An 18,510-nucleotide genomic window follows, 5' to 3' on the forward strand; every position below is an offset into this window, starting at 1 on the left:
GATCGACTGCCCCATGTCGGCGAAGGCGGGCCTTGTGAGAAGAGCAATAGGCTGAGAAGCGAGATGTCGTCGGGGCTCCGCAGCCTGGAGAACGACAAATACGATGCATGGCGATTTCAGAAGTTGTACCCATCCCCAAGAAGACAGACACGGAAAACGAAGCTCACTCCGTTGGTCCCGGTTAGTCGTGGTCGAGATACTCAAGATACTTTTCGAGCGGCACCTCGATTGCAGCGACTGCACTCAAGTTGATGAAGTGAAGATCTGAACCCTCCTCTCCAACAGCGATAAAGGCATTTCGACCGACATCATCGACGTTCATGCTGAGGTTGTTGAAGTCTGTCGTCGTCTCGTCGGTCAAGAAGTGAGCCGAGGTCCGTCCGTCCGGGTAGAACACCGTGGCTTGGTTCATGGCCATTTCAGCCCGTTCTTCCTCCTCAGACGTCACCTCGTCATTGCCGTCCTTGTCGAAAAGGGACCTGATGACCTGTTCCCGCTCCTCGATCACGATTGGACCGAGTTGGCGGACAGGAACGCCCCGCGTCAGGTTCTGGTAAGTCTGAGGCGAAGCCCAGTACGGCATCTGTTCCTTGTCGTCAGAGACCAGCGCCACATCGGCTAAATAGGCCGGATTGAGGAATACGAGCCGGTTGTCGAGAGTGCCAAACTGCAGCCAGCCCTTGTGCCCGTCGAGGTCAAAGCCTGGACGGAGCTTCTCGACCACATAATCTCGCTGCTGCTCGTCAATGGGATAAGCCCGGCTCCCGAAATTGAAGCCAACTCGGAGAGTACCGAACGGATGCTGATGGTCGGCTCGCCCGAACGCGGCTCCCGTCCGCTCAGTGGGATGGAGTTCAAAGCCCAGAAGTTCATCGACGCTGCAACTGAACAGCGCGGCGAGATCCTTGAGCTGAGCGACTGGAATAGCTGTCTGACCGGTCTCCCACCGGGCAATCGTCTGCTGCGTGGTTCCGAGCTTCTCCGCGACATCCTTCTGCTTGAGGCCGTAACGGGACCGAAGTTCCTTGAGTTTGTTCATTGAACACCCCCGATGTGTTTCAGTACGCACAATATGGGTTCAGGCACCAAACACGTCAAGTAGGTTTGTGAACACGCATAACGAGTTTTAGCTCAACACCCGATAGACACTCGCCCGACCTATACCGAGCTGCTTGGCGATAGCGGAGGCTCCAAGTCCTTCCGCATGGAGACGGCGCACTTCCGCAGGGTCGATGCTCGGCTTGCGGCCCTTGTAGATCCCCTGCTGCTTCGCCTTCGCGATCCCCTCCATCTGACGCTCACGCCGTAGGTTCGTCTCGAACTCAGCAAACACACCGAGCATATCTAGAAAGCATTTCCCTGCCGCCGTGCTGGTGTCGATAGGCTGATCAGTCGCCTGGAGTTCAGCGCCCTTCGTTCGGATCGTCTTCACAATGTCCTGCAGGTCGCCCACTGAGCGGGCGAGACGGTCCACCTTCGTGACCATGAGTATGTCCCCTGGTCTCAGGAAGGCGAGAAGCGTGTCCAGCTCCTTGCGGCCTTCGCGGAACGTACCGCTCGCCTTCTCCTCGCGGATGATCGTGCAGCCAGCTTGGGTGAGCTTCTCGATTTGAGTGGTAAGGTCCTGGTCGACCGTGCTGACACGAGCGTAGCCATAAACGGCCATGTTGGTCCTCCTTCTGTCTCATTTGGGTCTAGAGATAAGGAGGATGATGTCTCATAATTGCGACGTCAACCCATATGATACGCTCAAGGTGTCTCACGAGCATGTCTCGCTAGGGTGTACTCGTCCGAGACTCGCTCGTCGACCATGAGGCACAGTTATTGTGTCCTTCCCCTATTCGCACTAGTCATTCTGTCCCGTCCCGAACTGTTCTATTTTACCGATCGAAGGCAATCAGATGGACCTTACAAAGATTAGCGAGGGCCAGTTCCTGTGTGATGGCAACCGTACCGATACAGGTCCGTCGCAGTTGACCGTGGAAATCGTGGCAGAGGCTTTTGCATCAATCGACTTCGATTACAAACAAGCTAGGCTTCTATGCGATTACGGGATCTATAAGGTCATCGGCCTGGACATTCGGGGGGACACTGCACTCCTGGACCAGAGCTATAATCCAGTTGGTTTCTACACAGGGAATGACATTGTCCTGGACGCGTCTGTTCAGTGCAAAGGCCTTTCCGTGCCACTCATCCTCTTCGCTGTTCGGGACCGAGTACTGCCGAAATCGCGAGCTGTGTCAGTTGCTGGGGAGAGGGCGCTGAGGAAAGCTTGGCGAGTAGCCAACGGCGAGCCGAGCCCTTGGTGGCCTTGCCCCAGTTCGGCATAAATGCTGATAGCCGCGCGTTCATCAGAGATTTCAGAAGCACCCCGGGCATGGGGGGAAATAGGCGCGTCGACGTTGTTGATACCACTTCACATTTTTTCGCTTCTAGGAGCCGGCATTCCTCAGTTCACAACCTTGTTTGCTTTCATCACTAGATGTTTATTAGGACCAAATTTCACCGAGCAACCCTAGTGCTGAAGGATTGAACATGCGGCTCCTTGCCCAAATCATACCCGATGCGGACACCGTTCTGGCGCTTGAGCCTGAAGAGCTCAGCGCAAAAGTCCTCTTCCTTCTCAAGCAACACTACCGAGATACTCAGTTTCACCCTGGAAACTTCATCAATGAAATCGCACCAGGGTCCTCATCCTCACCATACCCTACCCATCGGTTGGCGGAGATTGCTGCTGCAGTCTCAGAAGCATTTGCGTGGTTAGAGGGCCAAGCATTGATTGTTCCCGTAGCGGACAACAGCAATCGGCAAAGTGGATGGAGGCAACTCAGCCGAAGAGCAAAGAGACTTGAAACGGAGACGGAGGTCGCTGCCTTTGCGATGGCAAGTCACGTTGCAAAGGCGAACCTACACCCGACGATAGCGCAAACTGTCTGGATGGCTTTCATACGCGGCGAGTTCGATGTTGCCGTCTTCCAAGCAATGAAGGCCGTTGAAGTTGCGGTACGCGAAGCCGCACATTTGCCAGCGAATGTAATCGGCGTTCGATTAATGCGAGACGCTTTTCATCCTGAGACTGGCGCTCTCAGAGATCAAACGTCCGAACTTTCGGAAAGGGAAGCTCTGTCCAATCTCTTCGCTGGGGCGATTGGCTCCTATAAGAACCCTCACTCACATCGGAATGTGACTCTCAATGATCCCCGCGAGGCGTTTGAAATCATAATGCTTGCAAACCACTTGCTCCGGATAGTGGATAGCAGGCGCTCCTGAGATCACGCGCAAGAGCAACGCTGCAGATACTAACCTCATCTAGGTCCCCAGAGAGCCATTCACTCCGCATCCTGAACAAGCGTACCCTTCAAGGCTACGGGCGCTGATAGCTGCCCAAAATTCCCCGATGGAAGCCACAAACTCAACTCCAATCAGACCCGCGGCTTCTCCAGACGGTACTGATTTTACTTGGATAAGAGCAGATAGTCTCTTTACCGAGGATGGGCTGATTAGTTACGTACCCCCTAAGGGGGGATTCCAGTGGGTGCTAGAAATCTGAGAATCGATCAACTTAGGCTTGATTTGTTAAACCCGCGGATAGGAAGTGCCCTAGACCAGCACGAAGCAATGCAGGCGATCATAGATGATCAGGGCGTCAAGCTGGCGAATCTCGCAGAGAACATCATCGAGAACAACCTGAACCCGATGGACCGACTCCTCGTAATGCGACATGAGGATGGAAAGTTCATCGTCCTAGAAGGAAACCGGCGCACCGCAGCGCTAAAGGTTCTCTCTAACCCTGCAGTGCTCACTGGCCTAGACGTCCGTCCGACGCTTCAAAAGAGACTTGAGGGTCTCGCTGCACGGTTCGATCGAACTTCTGTTGAGCCTATCGCATGCTTTGAGGTAGCGAGTCGCGCCGAGGGGAACATGTGGATCGAACAGCGGCATCGTGGTGAGGACGAGGGTCGCGGGATAGTCGGATGGTCGGCCGAGGCGGTCGCGCGGTTTACGGGGCGCGATCCTGCACTCCAAGCTCTTGATCTCGTCCGCAACCATGCGATCTTGTCTGAGCCGCAGAGACAGGCACTCTTGGGAAAATTCCCGATCACCACACTCGATCGCTTACTCTCGACTCCGGCGGTACGGAGGCAAATCGGGCTTGAGATAGAGGACGACAGTCTCCTCACCAAGGTCCCGATTGCTGAGGCGCTGAAACCGCTAAAGCGAATTGTCCTCGATCTTGCTGAAAAGCGTATCAGTGTGACACAGCTTAAGTCGGTCCGACAGCAGACGGAATATCTGTCCAGCTTTGCTGCTAAGGAGATGCCCGACTTCTCGCTACAATTCAGGGCTCCGGTTCCTGTTGACCGTGCGGGACAAGAACAGGCTGCCTCCAAAATTCAGTCTAATGCCCGTCCTAAGCCCAACAAGGAGCAACCGAAAGTACCAGAACGGCTTGTCATCGTGCCAAAGGGCTGTCGCCTCAACGTCAACGAGGAGACTGCGCTATCCGCCTTCAAGGAGCTAAAGGCGCTGAGACTTAAAAGCTATCCTTGCGCGATTGTGGCACTGATGGGCAGCTTTATTGATGTCTCGCTAGATCATTACATAGCTGACCACGACCTGCAGCTGGAAGCAGCATACGATTCAGAAAATTGGCAGGATCTAAGAAGCTTGAAACTTTCGCTTGTCTTAGAGCACGTCCAATCGGCGAAGGGTAATTCAAAGTTAGCAGGGGATTTCCTTAGCTCTATGGTGGACTTAGGTTATATCCGAACAGAAGATGAAGACACTTACGTCTCGAACCAGATCTTAACGCTTTCCGAGGATGAACTTACCCGAGCTTGGGACAAGGCACAGGCGCTTCTAGAGAAAATCTGGCCGTGAGTGCAACAGAACTTCATAACAATCCACGACGTCTAGCGCACTTCACTCCGCTCCGCTATCCAGGCGGAAAAGCAAAACTTGCGGCTTATGTGAAGCGGTTGATGAAGGTGAACCGCCTGATGGATGGCGAGTATGTCGAGCCGTATGCAGGAGGCGCTGGCATCGCACTTGAGCTACTGTTTCATGAGTACGTTACGCACATCCACATAAATGATCTGAGCCGACCCGTTTACGCATTTTGGCGGAGCGTGCTGTTCCACACGGACGAACTCTGCAAGCTGATACGAGATACTCCTCGGAGTGTGGAGAGCTGGGATGCACAAAAGAACATTCTAGCTAATGAGAAGGACAACGATGATCTCGCGGTAGGCTTCGCTACGTTCTTTTTGAACAGAACCAACAGATCTGGAATTCTCAATGCAGGTATAATCGGCGGACGCGATCAGACTGGGCGCTGGAAGATCGATGCGCGATACAATGCACCTGAATTAGAAGCGCGAGTTCAAGCAATCGGCCGGATGAAGAAAAGGATCACGCTGACTCGTCTTGACGCTCTAACCTTTCTAGAAAGGGGTGTGAAAAGATGGCCAAAGAAAACGCTTATCTATCTTGATCCACCCTACTATATGAAGGGCCAAGATTTGTACCTCGACTACTACAAGCCAGAGGATCATGATCAGGTGGCGCACTTTGTTCAGACAAAGATTACAGAACAGAGTTGGATTGTATCTTACGACAACGTTCCTGAGATCAGATCGCTCTATGAGAAGTGTGCTTCGATAACATACAACATTGGATATAGCGCCCGGTCCGCTCGCCAGGGAACAGAGGTGATGTTCTTCTGCGACGGCATGGAAATACCCCCGCTTTCGGGAGCGGTTTCTTCTGTAGAACCGGTTCAACTTCTCCTCTAACTCGGGCCGGCGCGGCCCCCTCTGTGGAAGGAGCCGGCATGCCTTTGTTCTGAGATTGATCCGGCACGGTACCGAGGACGGGCCGGTCTAGGCTGCTTCGACGTTGTCGGTAGAGCAGGTTGGGACCTCCTCGACAGCGCCGAGAGCGGAATTGTGATCTGCTCCCCCAGCCTCCTTACGTGCGCGGTTTTTTCCTTTACCCTGCTTGGTCTCAGGTTCGGGAAGTGGTTCCCCACGTTGGAACGCCTCTTCCCTTCGCCGTAGGAGGCGCAAGTACTTAGCGAGTTCGTCCGAAGGGGCCTTCGGAGCACGGGGTGCGCCTCCCTGGTTAAGCAGCCCGGCGTGTGAGCGGTGACTGAACTCTGTGTAGCCAGTTAGCACCGATAGAAGCACGCACCGAGCAGATTCAGACTCGACGTGCGGGAACAGGACACTGAGGATCTCGCGAAACTCAGTGTCGGTCATATCGGATCGGGGCCGCTTCTCGGCCGCGTCTGGTGCCAGCGGTCCCGGGACATCGAAGTGACGTAGTCTGAAGGTTAGGAAATTCCGATCCTCGAGAGCATTCTCAACTGCATTGGTACGCTTTTGCGATGCGCTAAGTCGTCGGAGTGCAAGTTCGAGTTGACTGGTTTCACTCTCGTCAGGTGCATCTGTTAACTTCTGGATCAGAGCGAACGGGACTCTGTCCATCTCCTTACAGGTTTTCAGGTAGGCTGGGTCCACACCGACTGCAGCAGCCTTATCCTTGAGCGTCTTGTGCCCCTTGGCCTCGGCCACGGCAACGAAGTCATTCCAGCTCTTCGGCGTCTTGTCTCTGATCTCGGCGTTCTCTCGCTTGAGTTTATCGAGCAAGTCATTGTTATCGCAGGTGACGTTGAGCTCGGTCAGCTCAACAACTCCTGTTTCAACAGCAGTGAGAACGGCTTTCGTAAAAAGATTACCAGCGGAAGGATCAGAGGGGAAACGTTGTAGTATTTTGGTCAGCTTACGTGTGGTGTCAGCCTTAACGTCGTCCATGAATCGGCCCCTTGACATAGAGAGGGCGGGAACCAGAGTATCCCGCCCGTCTTAAGCTTCACTGTACCGGTTACTCAGCAGCGACCTTGTAGCCACCAGAAGAGTCGTCGTCGCCGCCAAGCTTGATGCTGAGACGGTCAAGGATGGTGAGGAGCTTGTCGCGCGTCTGGCGGGCATCCTCAGCATATTTATCTGCCTGATCCTTATCCTTCTGCAGTTCCTCTGTCTTGCTCACAAGGCTGTGGATCTGCTCCGACGCGATCTCAATCGAGGCTCTGTCAAGCTTCTTGTTGGCACGGGCATTGAAGACATTTAGTGCCGTCTCAGCTGCGTCCTTGACTGTCGCAGGAACCATGGCGGACTGAACCGTATCCCGGACAGTTTCAACCGCCGGCACTGAGGCCCGGTACTTGGCTTCGGCCTTTCCCTTGTCTACGCCCAAGCCATCCGCCCACTTCTCGGTCGTACGGAGCCAGCGACCGCTCTTGGTAAGGTGGAAGTGACTTCCGCCCTCCATGAGGTGAGCCTTAAGACCCTTCCGGACTTCCTGAAGCTGGAATGGGTTCGTCACACCCACATGAATGATCCAGTCAGCGAGAGCCTTGGGGCTCTGCGTATTCTGCTGCATAGCCTCCAAAACCTTAGCAATTACCTCCTCGTTGGACAGCGCCTTAGCGACTGTGACTTTCTGCTCGTTAACGGCCATTTGTTCACCTCTATGTTGCAGCGCCGATGCGCTGATGGGAGTAAATATGAGCGAATTTTCCCAAAGTACAACGCACTTTCCTGAATTTTTGGAAGTGAGAGCTTATTCAGCGACTTATCGGTGATTACGCGTCGAAAAAACAAACTTAGACCTGGATTATTCGATGCACTTTCACATAACTATCGAAGGCAAGCTAGTCGAAGGAGGAATCAGTGACATTGTCGAGCCAAGAGATTGGGAGCACCAGACCGGTACATGGGCGAGATTACATTTATATGATCGCCACCAAGCGAGGGACGCGCGTTATCGGGGGGAGTTCAAACTATCTCGCCGAATCTGACCGCTATGTTGTGTACCACTCGGTGTTTCCGGTCATCAGAATATCATTTTCGCCGCTCGACCCGGGCGGGCTCCGCTCGGTCATCGTGCCGCGGAAATCGACTTGGCAGAGCACCTTGCCTGCGTTGAAGCTGGGAATACCCCAGGATATCGACGTTTCAGCGGAAAACACCCGCATGAAGGCAGAATTCGATGACGACGGAGTTCTGGAATTCGATCTGAGAGGGTTGCTCGCGGGCAGTACGTCGACGAATGGTGCCAGCCAGCAAATGGCCCTGCCAGGAATAGGCGAGGGGTCAATGGAGCCCCTTGAAGAAGCTAAGGCATTGATAGATCGACTAGGAGAGTTGTTCCTTGATGATGAGGAACTTCAAGAGAAAATCGAGGCGGAGTATGGTATCGCCATACGGTTCGTGGGAAGTAAATGATACTCTACATCATATCGCGAGCGTTAATCTTTGCTGACGAAGGCGAGCTGAAGTCGAGTATTCCTACTCGGGTTCCCTTAGGTAACCTTGCTGAGGCGCTGCCGCGGCCGACAGGTGCGGACTTGCCACTCGCCGCAAATAAATAGCGTATGGAGCAGCGGTAATAGCAGCAACGCTACCGTCCTCCAGAGGCAGGCCACTAACCGAAACGACCCAACAGGAACTCGGCAAACGAGAGGAGGCACTTCCGCGAGAAAGAAACAGCCTTGTTACCTGCGCATTATCTAACGCCGAAGCTCACGAACGAACCTGCCGCCTCCCGAACAGAGCGGCTTCATCACCAGAGCTGCCTAAAGCAAACACCCGACTATCGTACAGGTCAATATTCCTATAGATTAAATAACATAAGCGTAGCCGAGAGATAACATTTAGAGCGTCATATTACCTTCTGCCCTAGCTCGCTGCGTGCAACAACGGCGACGACCTGCAAACCGAAACCTGCTGGATCTAAGAAACTTGCCCTAAAATCTACCAATCGCCCACGTCAACGGCTTACATCCTCCAACCGAGAGGACACAGCAACGAAGCTACAGTCACCCTCGTCAAACAGTGCGCTATAGCCCCGCAACGTTCTTCTGGCCGACCCTCTAGTGGCCATAATCTGAAGCTTGGTACCCACCCGGAGGGCTCAACGAGGAGACAATCCATGCCAGTGAAGCGCATCATGCAAACCGAGCAGTCAACCAGCTCAACGCCGCAACGGCTTTCTATGGCGACGTGCTCGGGATGGTCGTCGCTATGGACCTCGGGTGGATCATGACCTTTGCTGCTGATGGCAGCATAACACCACAGATCTGCGTGATGACCGGGGCGGGTCCCGAACGCCCGTGCCCGACCTCTCCATAGACATGGACAATCCGTCCGACGTTCATCGGAAGATGCAGGTCGCAGGTTTCTAGATTGAGGATGGTCCGGCGACCGAGCCGTTGGACGTGCAGCGCTTCTTCGTCCCGGGTCCATTCGGTCGCTTGGTCAAAATCCTGGTACATCGCTAACAGGCACAATCAGGGTACCAAGTATCAGATTTTAACCACTAGCCCCGAAACTTCGACTCTTGGGTGTTGCTCTACTGACCCTAAACTTCCCGGATTAGCCACCGAAAGCCATAGGAATTTTGTCGTTGGACCCCATGCCAGACAGATGCTCACCTATCGCTACTGATAGGAGGAAAAGCAACGCGCCTCCCTCATGCCAACTCCGCGGGAGATCTTGAAAAGGGTACACAACGCAGGTACACATGGCCCACAGGTTGATGCTGAAGTCCCTTATACGACAGGCGTTTAGTCTACCCTGACGCTAGTCCTCTCCTGGGCACCATCCCTTTCCTTAGTCGAACAAGACTAAGAACTTAAGGGGTGGTAAGGGTTTAGGGTCAGGCGACTGTACAACATGCCTGATCAACATGCCCCTACGTACAGCTCGTCCCATGAGACGCCCTGGTACTCGTAACGAACAATTCATCCAACGTATCCCGTCCGACATCATCGACCGCATCAGGGGAACAAAGTTACTGATCCCTGTCGGTGACCGGATCGTCACGAAGAAGATCGGCTCGACGGCTCAGGACATTCGTCTGTCTCTTTCCACGTCCGATCCAAAGGTCGTCAAGGAGCGTCACGCTCAGGTCAGTGCGGCTCTAGCGAAACACTATGCTGCCGCTAGGCAGGGACCTCGCAGGCTCTCGCCGAAAGAGACGGTGGCTCTCGCCGGGATTGCTTACCGGATTTGGGTAGATGCCTTCGACGATGATCCCGGACCTCCCGGTCTTTGGGACCGGGCTGTTGCCGCTAACGAAGAAGTCATTCAGGGGCTTCCCCACCGAGACCGTCTGAGACTTACGCCTGCAACCCCTGAGGAAAAGCGGATGCGCCTTCTGGCGGCCTTGGAGCGGCGCTTCGGGCCTGTCGTGGATGTTGTGCTTGGACGCGAGGGGTTGGTCGTAGATGAGGACAGCCGCTCCCGGCTGCTCATGCAGGTCGCCGAGGCTATGCAGCAGGCAACCAAGATTAACGCCCGCAAGACGAAGGGAGACTACCGGCCTGATCCAGATGCCGCTCGGTTCCCTGAATGGGAGCCTCCACGTCTTAATGGGCATGATCGAGAGGGGCTGAACTCCGCTTCAGTCGGAAAGAAGGTTACACTCACAAGCCTTGTCGAAGGCTGGTGGCGCGAAGCTAAAGCAACAGGCCGGTCGATAAGTACCCACCAGTCCTACAGCACCACTGTCGATAAGCTGGCGAAGTTCCTCGGACACAATGATGCACGACGGGTCACCCCTGAGGACATAGTTCGGTTCAAGGACTACCGACTTTCCGAGGTGAACCCAAAGACCGGCAAACCAGTGTCGCCCAAGACAGTTAAGGACAGCGACTTGGCTGGCCTTAAGGCTGTATTCGGTTGGGCCGTGTCGAACCGCCTTCTGCCGTCCAACCCTGCCGAGGGTATCACTATCAAGCTCGGTAAGCCCAAGCGCGTCCGATCCAAGGGGTTCACTGATGCAGAAGCGCAGGCGATCCTTAAGGCGGCTTCGGAGCTTCAGCGAGGTAAAGAGACCCTCAAGACATTCGCCGCCAAGCGGTGGGTCCCTTGGCTATGTGCCTATACCGGTTCTCGCGTGGGCGAGATGGCGCAGCTAAGAAAGCAAGACCTTCGACAGCAGAGCGGCATTTGGGTTCTGACGGTTACGCCCGAGGCGGGAACCGTAAAGGGTGGGCAGGCTCGGGAAATACCTCTACACCCTCACTTAGTCGAACTCGGCTTCCCGACTTTCGTGATGTCAGCTCCGGATGGTCATTTGTTTCTCAATCCGAACGACGCAGAGCCTGACCCGGAAAAGAGGGTCCTTGGCCCATTGCAGGGGGTGAAAAACAGGTTGCAAGAGTTTGCCCGCAAGTTCGTCCCGGATCGCAATGTCGCACCAAACCACGGTTGGAGACACCGCTTCAAGACGTTGTGGCGGGAGGTTGGTCTGGACCCCCGCATCATGGACCAAATACAGGGACATGCTGCACGGACAGTCGGGGACGAGTATGGAGACGTAACGATCAAGGCTATGGCGTCCGCACTCGCCAAGTTTCCTCGACAGGGTGTGGATTGCGCTTCGGATTACAAGGTTTGACCTCAACAGTCTGGCAGACGGTATTGCCGCGAGAGGCTTCACGCCCCTCGCAGTAAGAGGTGATGTCCAAGTAACCCTTGTACTACAAGCGTTTGACGTGGGTTCTGTTGCTATGAGGTGTTAAAACTTTACAAACCTAGAAGTCATCATCGTCATCTGTGGAGACAGGCTCCCAAGGCTTGTCCTGTTTGATCGCCTCAAGGGTTGCCTCAAGGGTCGCAATGATCTGCCCGCGTCTGGTCGGGTCCTTGATCCCTCTTGCGTTGGCAACAAGGCTCTCAAGAGCGCCCAAGGTGGCTCCATAGAAATGCTCTTCAGGGTTCACCGCATGAAGGCCGCCCTCGAAGCGGGGTTCTTCCTCAGTTCGACGCATGTCCCGGTAGACAGACGGGAAGTCCTGCCTCATCCATTCGAGGATAGTTGCGTGAGACTTCATGCCCCGTAAGTCCTGAGCCATCTCCCGAGAAGATTTGATCCGTCCATTGGAGTTCCGGTGGCGGCCTGCCCGAACGTAGGCCCTGAATACGTTACGAGCCTCACTCCGTTTCAGCGGAACGCCATGCCTGCTGTTTGCTTCCGCTCCTATCCACGCCAACTCGCGCTCGTCGGCTTCAATGAGGATCGCCGGTAAGGTAGCACGTCCGATGAGCCTTGCCGCATTAGTTCGATGCCATCCGTCCACTACGATAGGCGCTCTATTGACCATCGCAACCGTGATCGGTGGGAACTCATGGCCTGTTTTCATCGCATCTGCGTATCGACGGACGGCCCCTTGATCGACCTCGTTTCGCACTTGGTAGGCATCATTGAGAACGAGGTCCGCCACTTGGACCATGATAGGTTTCTGTTCGCTCACGTTAGGTTCTCCAGCGCCTTATAGAGTTCCAGTCGCTCGTTTCTTTCTCTTTCCTCGTCCTCACGTTCCAGACGGGCAATGCGGACCCCTGCGGCTCCAAATGCTTGCACGAGCCAATGTCCGATCACCGCAACTGCTTTGGGTGGGAGCTCCCGGTAAACCCGCCGTGTCTTGTTGGTCCGGTGGTCGTAGAACTCACCAGCATTGACGTTCACCAGTGCCCGCGCTCGCCGGGTAAGCTGAAACCGGAAAGCCTCGTCATTACGGAACCGCCTCGGCTCAAGCTCCTGCATCATGAACATGGCAAGGACGACCTCGACGGCCTCCCGAGGTGAGACGGTCTGCGCGACCTTTACGACCTCATGAGCCGCTTTCACCTCGTGCCTGATGCTGGCCTTACCTCGCTCGTAGGAGGCAATGACGGCTCGTGCATGGTCCACGACACTCAGCCATCGGCCATCAAGTTGGCCCCATGCCGGGTTGTCGCGGTTCTTCTCGACACGCGCTCGGACCCTCGCAAGGTACGGCTTGAGGTCTGTTGAGGTTATGCCCTCTTGGTCCACCGCACCATGGCGACGGAGGCGGGCCTTGTGATTAGAGCAGTAGGGATTGTACCGAGATGACGCTTCCGCTGTGCATCCAGGTACACGGCAGGTTCGTTTCATGGTTCTTCGTAGTCAGTAGTTGATTAGTAGCCATCCCCTGACAGGCAGGGACAAAAAAGATGTTTGAGGAACGTCGCACGTCCCTCTGAGGGTGAGGGGTGGAAGCGGCGATCAAAAGTGCAGTCCACTGCACCGATCCTGACAGGCTACATTCCCCAACTCGTCAGGACAGCCTCAGCCCCCATCGGATCATCCTTGATCCTGTAGATGGCCTGTCGGCTCAATCCTGTCGTCTTGGCAATGACGCTGATCCCCGCCTCTTGTCCGAGCAAGTTCTGGACGGCTCGGAGTTGATCCCGCGTGTAGGATGGCTTGCGTCCCCTATAGCGGTCGCCCTGAGCTTTCGCATGTTCAATGCCAGCGGTCTGTGCCGCCTTCGTCGCCTCAGCTTGGGCCTGCGCGGTCGCTGCCATGAAGGCAATCAGAGCGTCCCTTACGGCTTGCTGCATGGGGTCCTTGGTCGCCCCATCGAAGGTCATGCTGTTGATGATCGTCTTGATGACGACGCCACGACGCATGAACTCCCTTATGGTGTCGCAAACGTCTTGGTAGTTCCTGCCAAGGCGGTCCACCCATCTGACCACTAGCACATCTCCGGCTCTGAGCATGTCATAGAGCCTGCGGCCTTGCGGTCTTTCAGCTAAGCGGGTGCTAACACCTGAGACGCCATGATCAGCAATGACGTGATCGAAGGTGAAGCCTGCGGCCTCTGCCTGGGTGCGTTGATGGTCGAGCGTCTGATCTGCGGTCGAAACACGAGCATAGAGGAATGTCGCCATAGCGATACCAGAATGTCCGTTGAAGTAACGTCCGTAGATAAGCGTGTCCGTAAGGCGAAGTCAACCTTTACGGACGCTAGATTGAGCGTGTTTCGGGATGTCCGCATGAGCTTACCTTTGCGGACAGTCGATTAAGGGGAGCGCATCGAAACACTCGTGCGCTATAGTTCAGTACACGGTAAGGATCGCCGCTTGCTCACACGCGGCACTCCCTCTACGGGGGGAACACCTCGCGCATGGGCTTCAGGTAAGGCTTTCAAAAATTTGCACCTGAAACTCCGGCTAAGTTATAAGCTTTGAAATTAAATGGTTTCTAGAACCCGGACGAAGCCATTGGTGGCTGAGGGGTAACGCCTAGTCGTCCAACACCTGATAAAACTGTTCTAAAATAACGCGGAAAGGAAACTTAGAGGTTGACATACGCGTTAGAAGAGGCATTTTAAGAACCGATCAGATGTGAAACTTGATCGCAATCCGCGTGGACCCGCATCTTGTATGTGGGAAAAACGCCGGAGCTGCCAACAGGTGGCTCTGGGACCCGACAACCGTTATGGTTCTTCGATCCCGCTACGGCTGGATCGTCGCGATTGACCGAGGGAGGCCAATCGACCGGCTGGGAGGTAAGGAGAGTTTCTAGCAACTGATTGCCTACGGGCCGCGGCTTCTAACCCTGTTAGACCGCGGCATTATTTTTTGCCTATCTTCCTTTCAGCGCGGACATAGTCGTTGGGGTACACATTGACATGTGAACCATGAGCCTCGACTTGGCCTTCAACACAACAATCAAAATCTAAGCCTGCAAATTCCTTGCCACCCTCCAGTTGCAGGTCATGGTGATACCCCTCCGGCAGCGGGACGCCAAAGCGGTACAGGCTACGCAGCAATTGCATGAGTTCAGGTAAACCGGCATCACTGTTGACTTCTCTGTTTGCTCCATGGAACTCCCTGGGGCGTGCCCCCAAAAACACAACAGAACGGAAGTCTAGGTAAAGCTCCTTCTTCTCCTGTCCACGCAGCCCCTTCGGAAGCTTATCTGCATCAAACATCTCGCTGTGCAACTCGCCTGCGGCCTCATTCCACTGAAGCTGCCAACTCCTGAGCTGCCGAAAAATGTCGGATAATCTCCTTTCGTGTGAAAGAAAGAAGTTATTAGGTGGCAAGAGCAATGGCTCTCGGTCGCTAACACTCGACAAACGCTGCTTCAAAGGACCGAAGGTTCTGCCAGGTGAATTGTCGCCAACCAAGGCTTGCCTCAGGGCATCGACTACAGCTTGTTCGCTGTGGCGAAATTGACGCCCGCGGCCGTCAAAATCCCCTAGACCAAGCAAGGGTACTGGATAGACGGCGAAGTCGAACAGCTTCAGCAGTCGCTCTTGATCTGGCGCGGGTACGTAACACAGAAAGATTTGAGATGGTGCCAAAGGCTGGGGAGGATCACTCTTCAGCCGCCGTCGTACTGCAAAGCCACCGACGCTTCGCAGGAACGTCTCAATTTGCTGATCGGGGTACAAGGCACCATCATTGGATGTTGCCCGGTGAGCGATCACGCGAGGCTGACCACCAACGATACCACGGACGATAGCCTCGGCTTTGTCGTTGAGGGGGCTTGGAAGACCAGCAATAACATAAAGCGGTACTGGACTAGCTGGTGCTAGTCGCTGCCGCTGTCGCGAGCGGGAAGACATCAGGGACGACGGCTTAAAGCAACCGCAAGATCAAGAGGGATGACTATAGTAGCAGCGACTTCGGGTTCCTGAGCCGCATAAAGACGCTCAAGTGCATTACGTGGCTCTGGGAGAGCGGAAGGTGCCTCTCGGCCCTCTTCAGAACCCGCATTGTCTTGTTCGACTGTTACAGCTTGGTCCTCTGTCTTTTCTGCCCGCATGAGGCTCTGGACCACGACACCCTTTGACGTAGCCCAATCCTTGATTTTGCGGGCGAGGTCGACTTGGTCGGCGGGTGCCATTCGCTCGATACGCTCCGCCTGTAGTCCTGGACGACGAAACTCATCCTCGATAACAAAGTAATCGTCTAACTCATGTGGGCGGGGCAGCTTCGTGGAGTAGCGAAACGGAGGCTTTGTCCTTAGGTAAACCTTTGTTCCTGAAGGATTGGCGACACAGAAAGCGACGAGAACCGGTTTCGCAAGACCTGACAGCAATGTAGCAGCATGACGCGCCTCAATAGCCTTCTCGACCAAATCCCTTGTTTCAGGGACAGCGACGGCCACGTATGCGGGGGTGTCTGGGTCTCGAATGATCTGAAGCTCAGATGAAGGTTCTGAAAGCAGTTCAGCGAGGCTCTGGCTTCCTCGATCCTCCGGCCACCACTGATTATTGGTGATGATAGAACCAAGTTCTGCCAGCAGCAAAGGGCGTGAGTTTTCCTTCTTGTAGTGGTCGCGAACGTACTCAGCCACCCTTTTTCTGAACTCTTGCCGTGCTGCTTCCATCTTGTACCTCAAGCTTTGCAGCAGCCCATAGCACAGCGTCCGAGGTCACGCGAGTGTTCCATAAGAAGTCACCACGGGCAAACCCTTGTTTCTTGATCTGACGGTGAAAATCCCGGCAAGGCGGGGACTGCCGCAATTGCTGAGTTCGGCTCTTGCACGTTGCGCCCGTTGAAGCGATAAACGAGACTGTTCAACAACACAGTCTGACTGATCGAAAAAACCTTTTATTATCAAGGCTTAGGAGCCGGTCCTATCCGGTCCTCTCCTGGGCACCAACCCTTTTCTAAGGGGTTGATGCAAAAAGAATTCCAGCAAGATCAGTGGCTTCAGACTGCCCGAGTGGTACAAACGGGTGGTACAAATGGCCCTGGCAATGGCACGTCCCTGGAAACATCCCAAAACAGGTATTTACTGGCTTCGGAAGGCTGTCCCCGAAGACCTGCGATCTCTTGTCGGTAAGCGTGAGGAGAAGCGCAGCCTCAAGACCCGGGACCCCACCGAGGCGAAGCGCCTGCACCTGGAGGCTTTGACTCAGCTTGAGGCCCAATGGGCGAACCTGCGGGCTGGACCTCAGACACTGTCGGAACGAGACGCCCACGAGCTGGCGGCCTCCGTCCATGATCACTGGCTAGCCCTTCACAAAGACAACCCAAGCGATCAGGCGTTCTGGCCGGTCGATCTAGGCGACAAGCTCTTCCCGCCCACGCCCTCGATCTGGGCTTCGACAGGCACAGACCTCAGCCTGACCACTCTTGATTTCGAAGATCTCAAGCGCCAGGAACTTGAGGCCTGGTGTCTGCGCCAAGCGGACGAGCATCTGGCCTTCCGAGGACTGCGGGTTGACGAGGCAGGCCGCTTGAGACTTGCCAAGGCGGTTGCCGTGGCCGTCCAGCGGGCCAGTCTGACCCTCGCCCGTTACGCACGGGGCGAGTTCAATCATCTCTCTATCGAAGGGGCTCACCCACTTCGCAATCCTGGCTTGCCGCCCGCCAGCTCAGCCCCAGCACGCCGCATCGGCTTCGATGAACTCGTCAAAGCCTGGGCGGCAGAGAAGCGCCCTTCCGCGAAGACGGCGTATGAGTGGCAGCGGGTTGTTCGGCAGTTCACGACCTTTCTGGGCCATGATGATGCTGCGCGTCTTACCCCCCACGATCTAATCGCCTGGAAAGGAGCTCTCGTTGAGAGTGGGTCTCAGGCAAAAACGATCCGAGATGCCAAGCTGGCGCCCATCCGGGCCATTCTCCAGTGGGCGGTTGACAACCGTCGGCTGGCAAGTAACCCCGCGGAGCGCGTCGTCATCGACGTCAAAACGAAGCCGTCCGAGGCGCGACGCAGCTTTACAGATGTGGAGGCGGCAATTGTCCTTAAAGCCGCTCTCGCGGAGACAGACCCAGTCCGCCGGTGGGTGCCCTGGTTATGTGCGTATTCTGGGGCACGGGTGGCGGAAATCTGTCAGCTTCGGGCTGAAGATATCGTCCAGATTGACGGTTATTCCTGCCTCAAGATCGACCCAGAGGCTGGTCCTCTGAAAACCCGTAGTTCCGAGAGGGCAGTTCCGCTCCATCCTGCTTTGATCGAAAGCGGCTTCCTGAAGTTTGTAGCGACGGTTAAGTCTGGACCCCTGTTCGCTAGCCTCCCACCCAATCGCTTCGGCAGTCGCGGCGGCAATGGGACCAAAATCCTGGGGCGGTGGGTGCGCGCCCTCGGGCTGACAGACGCCCGGCTGGCACCGAATCATTCATGGCGACACCGCCTCAAAACTCTCGGACGCAGACATGGGCTGGCACCCGATATTGTCGACGCGATTACCGGCCATGGACGTAAGACAGTTGCGGACACCTATGGCGAGTTTCCAATGGAGGCGCTCTATCGAGAATTGGTGAAAATTCCCGCCGTCAGTCTAAACGTCTCCGATAAAGACCACGCCAGGACTGCAATCTCGCCACCACCAAAACGTGCGAAGCGGGCTTCCAAACTGCTGTCAGCATCCGAAAACCCATAGGGGCTCAGAAAGCTGCATCCCTCATAGACTCATTGGCTCCTGCGACGCCGGACTAGGCCCGGTACGGCCCAGTTTTTATTGAAAACGCGGCGTTCCTCAGTTACTCAATCTAAGGCTCAGCAACTGCGGATGTCGAGTGATGGACAAAGCCATGTCGCAGAGAATGCATGGCGGAGTGCAAAAGGCAGACCTTGGTTAAAGCGTCGAGCGGCGTTTAATTTAGGATCAAGCCTGTCTTGGAGGGGCAAGTGAAGAGCGAAAAGTTGCTGAATAGGCTTAAGATGCCTGTG

The 18,510-nt window shown here is 55.2% G+C and carries 15 protein-coding genes and 1 pseudogene; 6 read left to right on the forward strand and 10 right to left on the reverse strand.

Features of this window, described 5'->3' with window-relative positions:
* Positions 1 to 181 precede the first annotated feature (181 nt).
* Positions 182 to 1,039, reverse strand: coding sequence for a helix-turn-helix transcriptional regulator (locus ACUXUR_RS12485; protein ID WP_445502674.1), 858 nt, complete (start codon positions 1,037 to 1,039; stop codon positions 182 to 184).
* 87 nt (positions 1,040 to 1,126) lie between these two features.
* The gene (locus tag ACUXUR_RS12490; protein WP_445502675.1) at positions 1,127 to 1,666 is read right to left on the reverse strand and encodes a recombinase family protein; all 540 of its coding nucleotides are present in this window, start codon (positions 1,664 to 1,666) and stop codon (positions 1,127 to 1,129) included.
* An 869-nt stretch (positions 1,667 to 2,535) separates the two neighbouring features.
* Between ACUXUR_RS12490 and ACUXUR_RS12495 the strand changes: the two genes are divergently transcribed.
* The 3 genes from ACUXUR_RS12495 to ACUXUR_RS12505 all read left to right on the forward strand — a co-directional run bounded on the left by ACUXUR_RS12495 (position 2,536) and on the right by ACUXUR_RS12505 (position 5,795).
* Positions 2,536 to 3,270 (forward strand): TIGR02391 family protein, encoded by a 735-nt coding sequence (locus ACUXUR_RS12495; RefSeq protein ID WP_445502676.1) that lies wholly within the window; start codon positions 2,536 to 2,538, stop codon positions 3,268 to 3,270.
* 261 nt (positions 3,271 to 3,531) lie between these two features.
* Positions 3,532 to 4,881: a hypothetical protein gene (locus ACUXUR_RS12500; RefSeq protein WP_445502677.1), complete on the forward strand. Its 1,350-nt coding sequence runs from the start codon at positions 3,532 to 3,534 to the stop codon at positions 4,879 to 4,881.
* Entirely contained in the window at positions 4,878 to 5,795 is a 918-nt protein-coding gene (locus ACUXUR_RS12505) for a DNA adenine methylase (RefSeq protein ID WP_445502678.1), read from the forward strand. Before ACUXUR_RS12500 ends, ACUXUR_RS12505 begins: the two co-directional genes overlap by 4 nt.
* A gap of 87 nt (positions 5,796 to 5,882) precedes the next feature.
* Here ACUXUR_RS12505 and ACUXUR_RS12510 read toward each other — a convergent pair whose 3' ends face one another.
* Positions 5,883 to 6,815 carry a hypothetical protein gene (locus tag ACUXUR_RS12510; protein WP_445502679.1) on the reverse strand — a complete coding sequence of 311 codons (933 nt, stop codon included), beginning with the start codon at positions 6,813 to 6,815 and terminating at the stop codon, positions 5,883 to 5,885.
* 70 nt (positions 6,816 to 6,885) lie between these two features.
* Positions 6,886 to 7,521, reverse strand: coding sequence for a hypothetical protein (locus ACUXUR_RS12515; RefSeq protein ID WP_445502680.1), 636 nt, complete (start codon positions 7,519 to 7,521; stop codon positions 6,886 to 6,888).
* A 275-nt stretch (positions 7,522 to 7,796) separates the two neighbouring features.
* Between ACUXUR_RS12515 and ACUXUR_RS12520 the strand changes: the two genes are divergently transcribed.
* Together ACUXUR_RS12520 and ACUXUR_RS12525 are read left to right on the forward strand one after the other, a co-directional pair.
* On the forward strand, positions 7,797 to 8,288 hold the full coding sequence (locus ACUXUR_RS12520; protein ID WP_445502681.1) for a hypothetical protein: 492 nt from the start codon (positions 7,797 to 7,799) through the stop codon (positions 8,286 to 8,288).
* A 1,924-nt stretch (positions 8,289 to 10,212) separates the two neighbouring features.
* Positions 10,213 to 11,466 carry a tyrosine-type recombinase/integrase gene (locus tag ACUXUR_RS12525; protein ID WP_445502682.1) on the forward strand — a complete coding sequence of 418 codons (1,254 nt, stop codon included), beginning with the start codon at positions 10,213 to 10,215 and terminating at the stop codon, positions 11,464 to 11,466.
* Positions 11,467 to 11,602: 136 nt separating this feature from the next.
* Here the strand turns inward: ACUXUR_RS12525 and ACUXUR_RS12530 are convergent, their stop codons facing one another.
* From ACUXUR_RS12530 to ACUXUR_RS12550, 6 genes and pseudogenes are all read right to left on the reverse strand, one after another.
* Complete coding sequence (locus ACUXUR_RS12530; RefSeq protein WP_445502683.1) at positions 11,603 to 11,902, reverse strand: hypothetical protein; 300 nt, start codon at positions 11,900 to 11,902, stop codon at positions 11,603 to 11,605.
* Positions 11,903 to 12,067: 165 nt separating this feature from the next.
* Positions 12,068 to 12,301 (reverse strand): annotated as a pseudogene (locus tag ACUXUR_RS26880) (ParB N-terminal domain-containing protein); the annotation flags it as partial.
* A 17-nt stretch (positions 12,302 to 12,318) separates the two neighbouring features.
* On the reverse strand, positions 12,319 to 12,762 hold the full coding sequence (locus ACUXUR_RS12535) for a hypothetical protein (protein WP_445502684.1): 444 nt from the start codon (positions 12,760 to 12,762) through the stop codon (positions 12,319 to 12,321).
* Between the two features lie 371 nt (positions 12,763 to 13,133).
* Entirely contained in the window at positions 13,134 to 13,766 is a 633-nt protein-coding gene (locus ACUXUR_RS12540; RefSeq protein ID WP_445502685.1) for a recombinase family protein, read from the reverse strand.
* 686 nt (positions 13,767 to 14,452) lie between these two features.
* The gene (locus tag ACUXUR_RS12545) at positions 14,453 to 15,277 is read right to left on the reverse strand and encodes a hypothetical protein (protein ID WP_445502686.1); all 825 of its coding nucleotides are present in this window, start codon (positions 15,275 to 15,277) and stop codon (positions 14,453 to 14,455) included.
* 173 nt (positions 15,278 to 15,450) lie between these two features.
* A complete protein-coding gene (locus ACUXUR_RS12550; protein WP_445502687.1) occupies positions 15,451 to 16,218 on the reverse strand; it encodes an RNA-binding protein in 768 nt (255 codons plus the stop codon).
* Positions 16,219 to 16,579: 361 nt separating this feature from the next.
* Between ACUXUR_RS12550 and ACUXUR_RS12555 the strand changes: the two genes are divergently transcribed.
* Positions 16,580 to 18,220 carry a DUF6538 domain-containing protein gene (locus tag ACUXUR_RS12555; protein ID WP_445502688.1) on the forward strand — a complete coding sequence of 547 codons (1,641 nt, stop codon included), beginning with the start codon at positions 16,580 to 16,582 and terminating at the stop codon, positions 18,218 to 18,220.
* Positions 18,221 to 18,510 lie beyond the last annotated feature (290 nt).

It is taken from the genome of Microvirga medicaginis, assembly GCF_052658925.1.

Coding starts and splice junctions, on each gene's coding strand:
- ACUXUR_RS12485 (WP_445502674.1), bottom strand. CDS start 1,039: ATGAACAAACTCAAGGAACTTCGGTCCCGTTACGGCCTCAAGCAGAAG.
- ACUXUR_RS12490 (WP_445502675.1), bottom strand. CDS start 1,666: ATGGCCGTTTATGGCTACGCTCGTGTCAGCACGGTCGACCAGGACCTT.
- ACUXUR_RS12495 (WP_445502676.1), top strand. CDS start 2,536: ATGCGGCTCCTTGCCCAAATCATACCCGATGCGGACACCGTTCTGGCG.
- ACUXUR_RS12510 (WP_445502679.1), bottom strand. CDS start 6,815: ATGGACGACGTTAAGGCTGACACCACACGTAAGCTGACCAAAATACTA.
- ACUXUR_RS12515 (WP_445502680.1), bottom strand. CDS start 7,521: ATGGCCGTTAACGAGCAGAAAGTCACAGTCGCTAAGGCGCTGTCCAAC.
- ACUXUR_RS12520 (WP_445502681.1), top strand. CDS start 7,797: ATGATCGCCACCAAGCGAGGGACGCGCGTTATCGGGGGGAGTTCAAAC.
- ACUXUR_RS12525 (WP_445502682.1), top strand. CDS start 10,213: ATGCGCCTTCTGGCGGCCTTGGAGCGGCGCTTCGGGCCTGTCGTGGAT.
- ACUXUR_RS12530 (WP_445502683.1), bottom strand. CDS start 11,902: ATGAAGTCTCACGCAACTATCCTCGAATGGATGAGGCAGGACTTCCCG.
- ACUXUR_RS12540 (WP_445502685.1), bottom strand. CDS start 13,766: ATGGCGACATTCCTCTATGCTCGTGTTTCGACCGCAGATCAGACGCTC.
- ACUXUR_RS12550 (WP_445502687.1), bottom strand. CDS start 16,218: ATGGAAGCAGCACGGCAAGAGTTCAGAAAAAGGGTGGCTGAGTACGTT.
- ACUXUR_RS12555 (WP_445502688.1), top strand. CDS start 16,580: ATGGCCCTGGCAATGGCACGTCCCTGGAAACATCCCAAAACAGGTATT.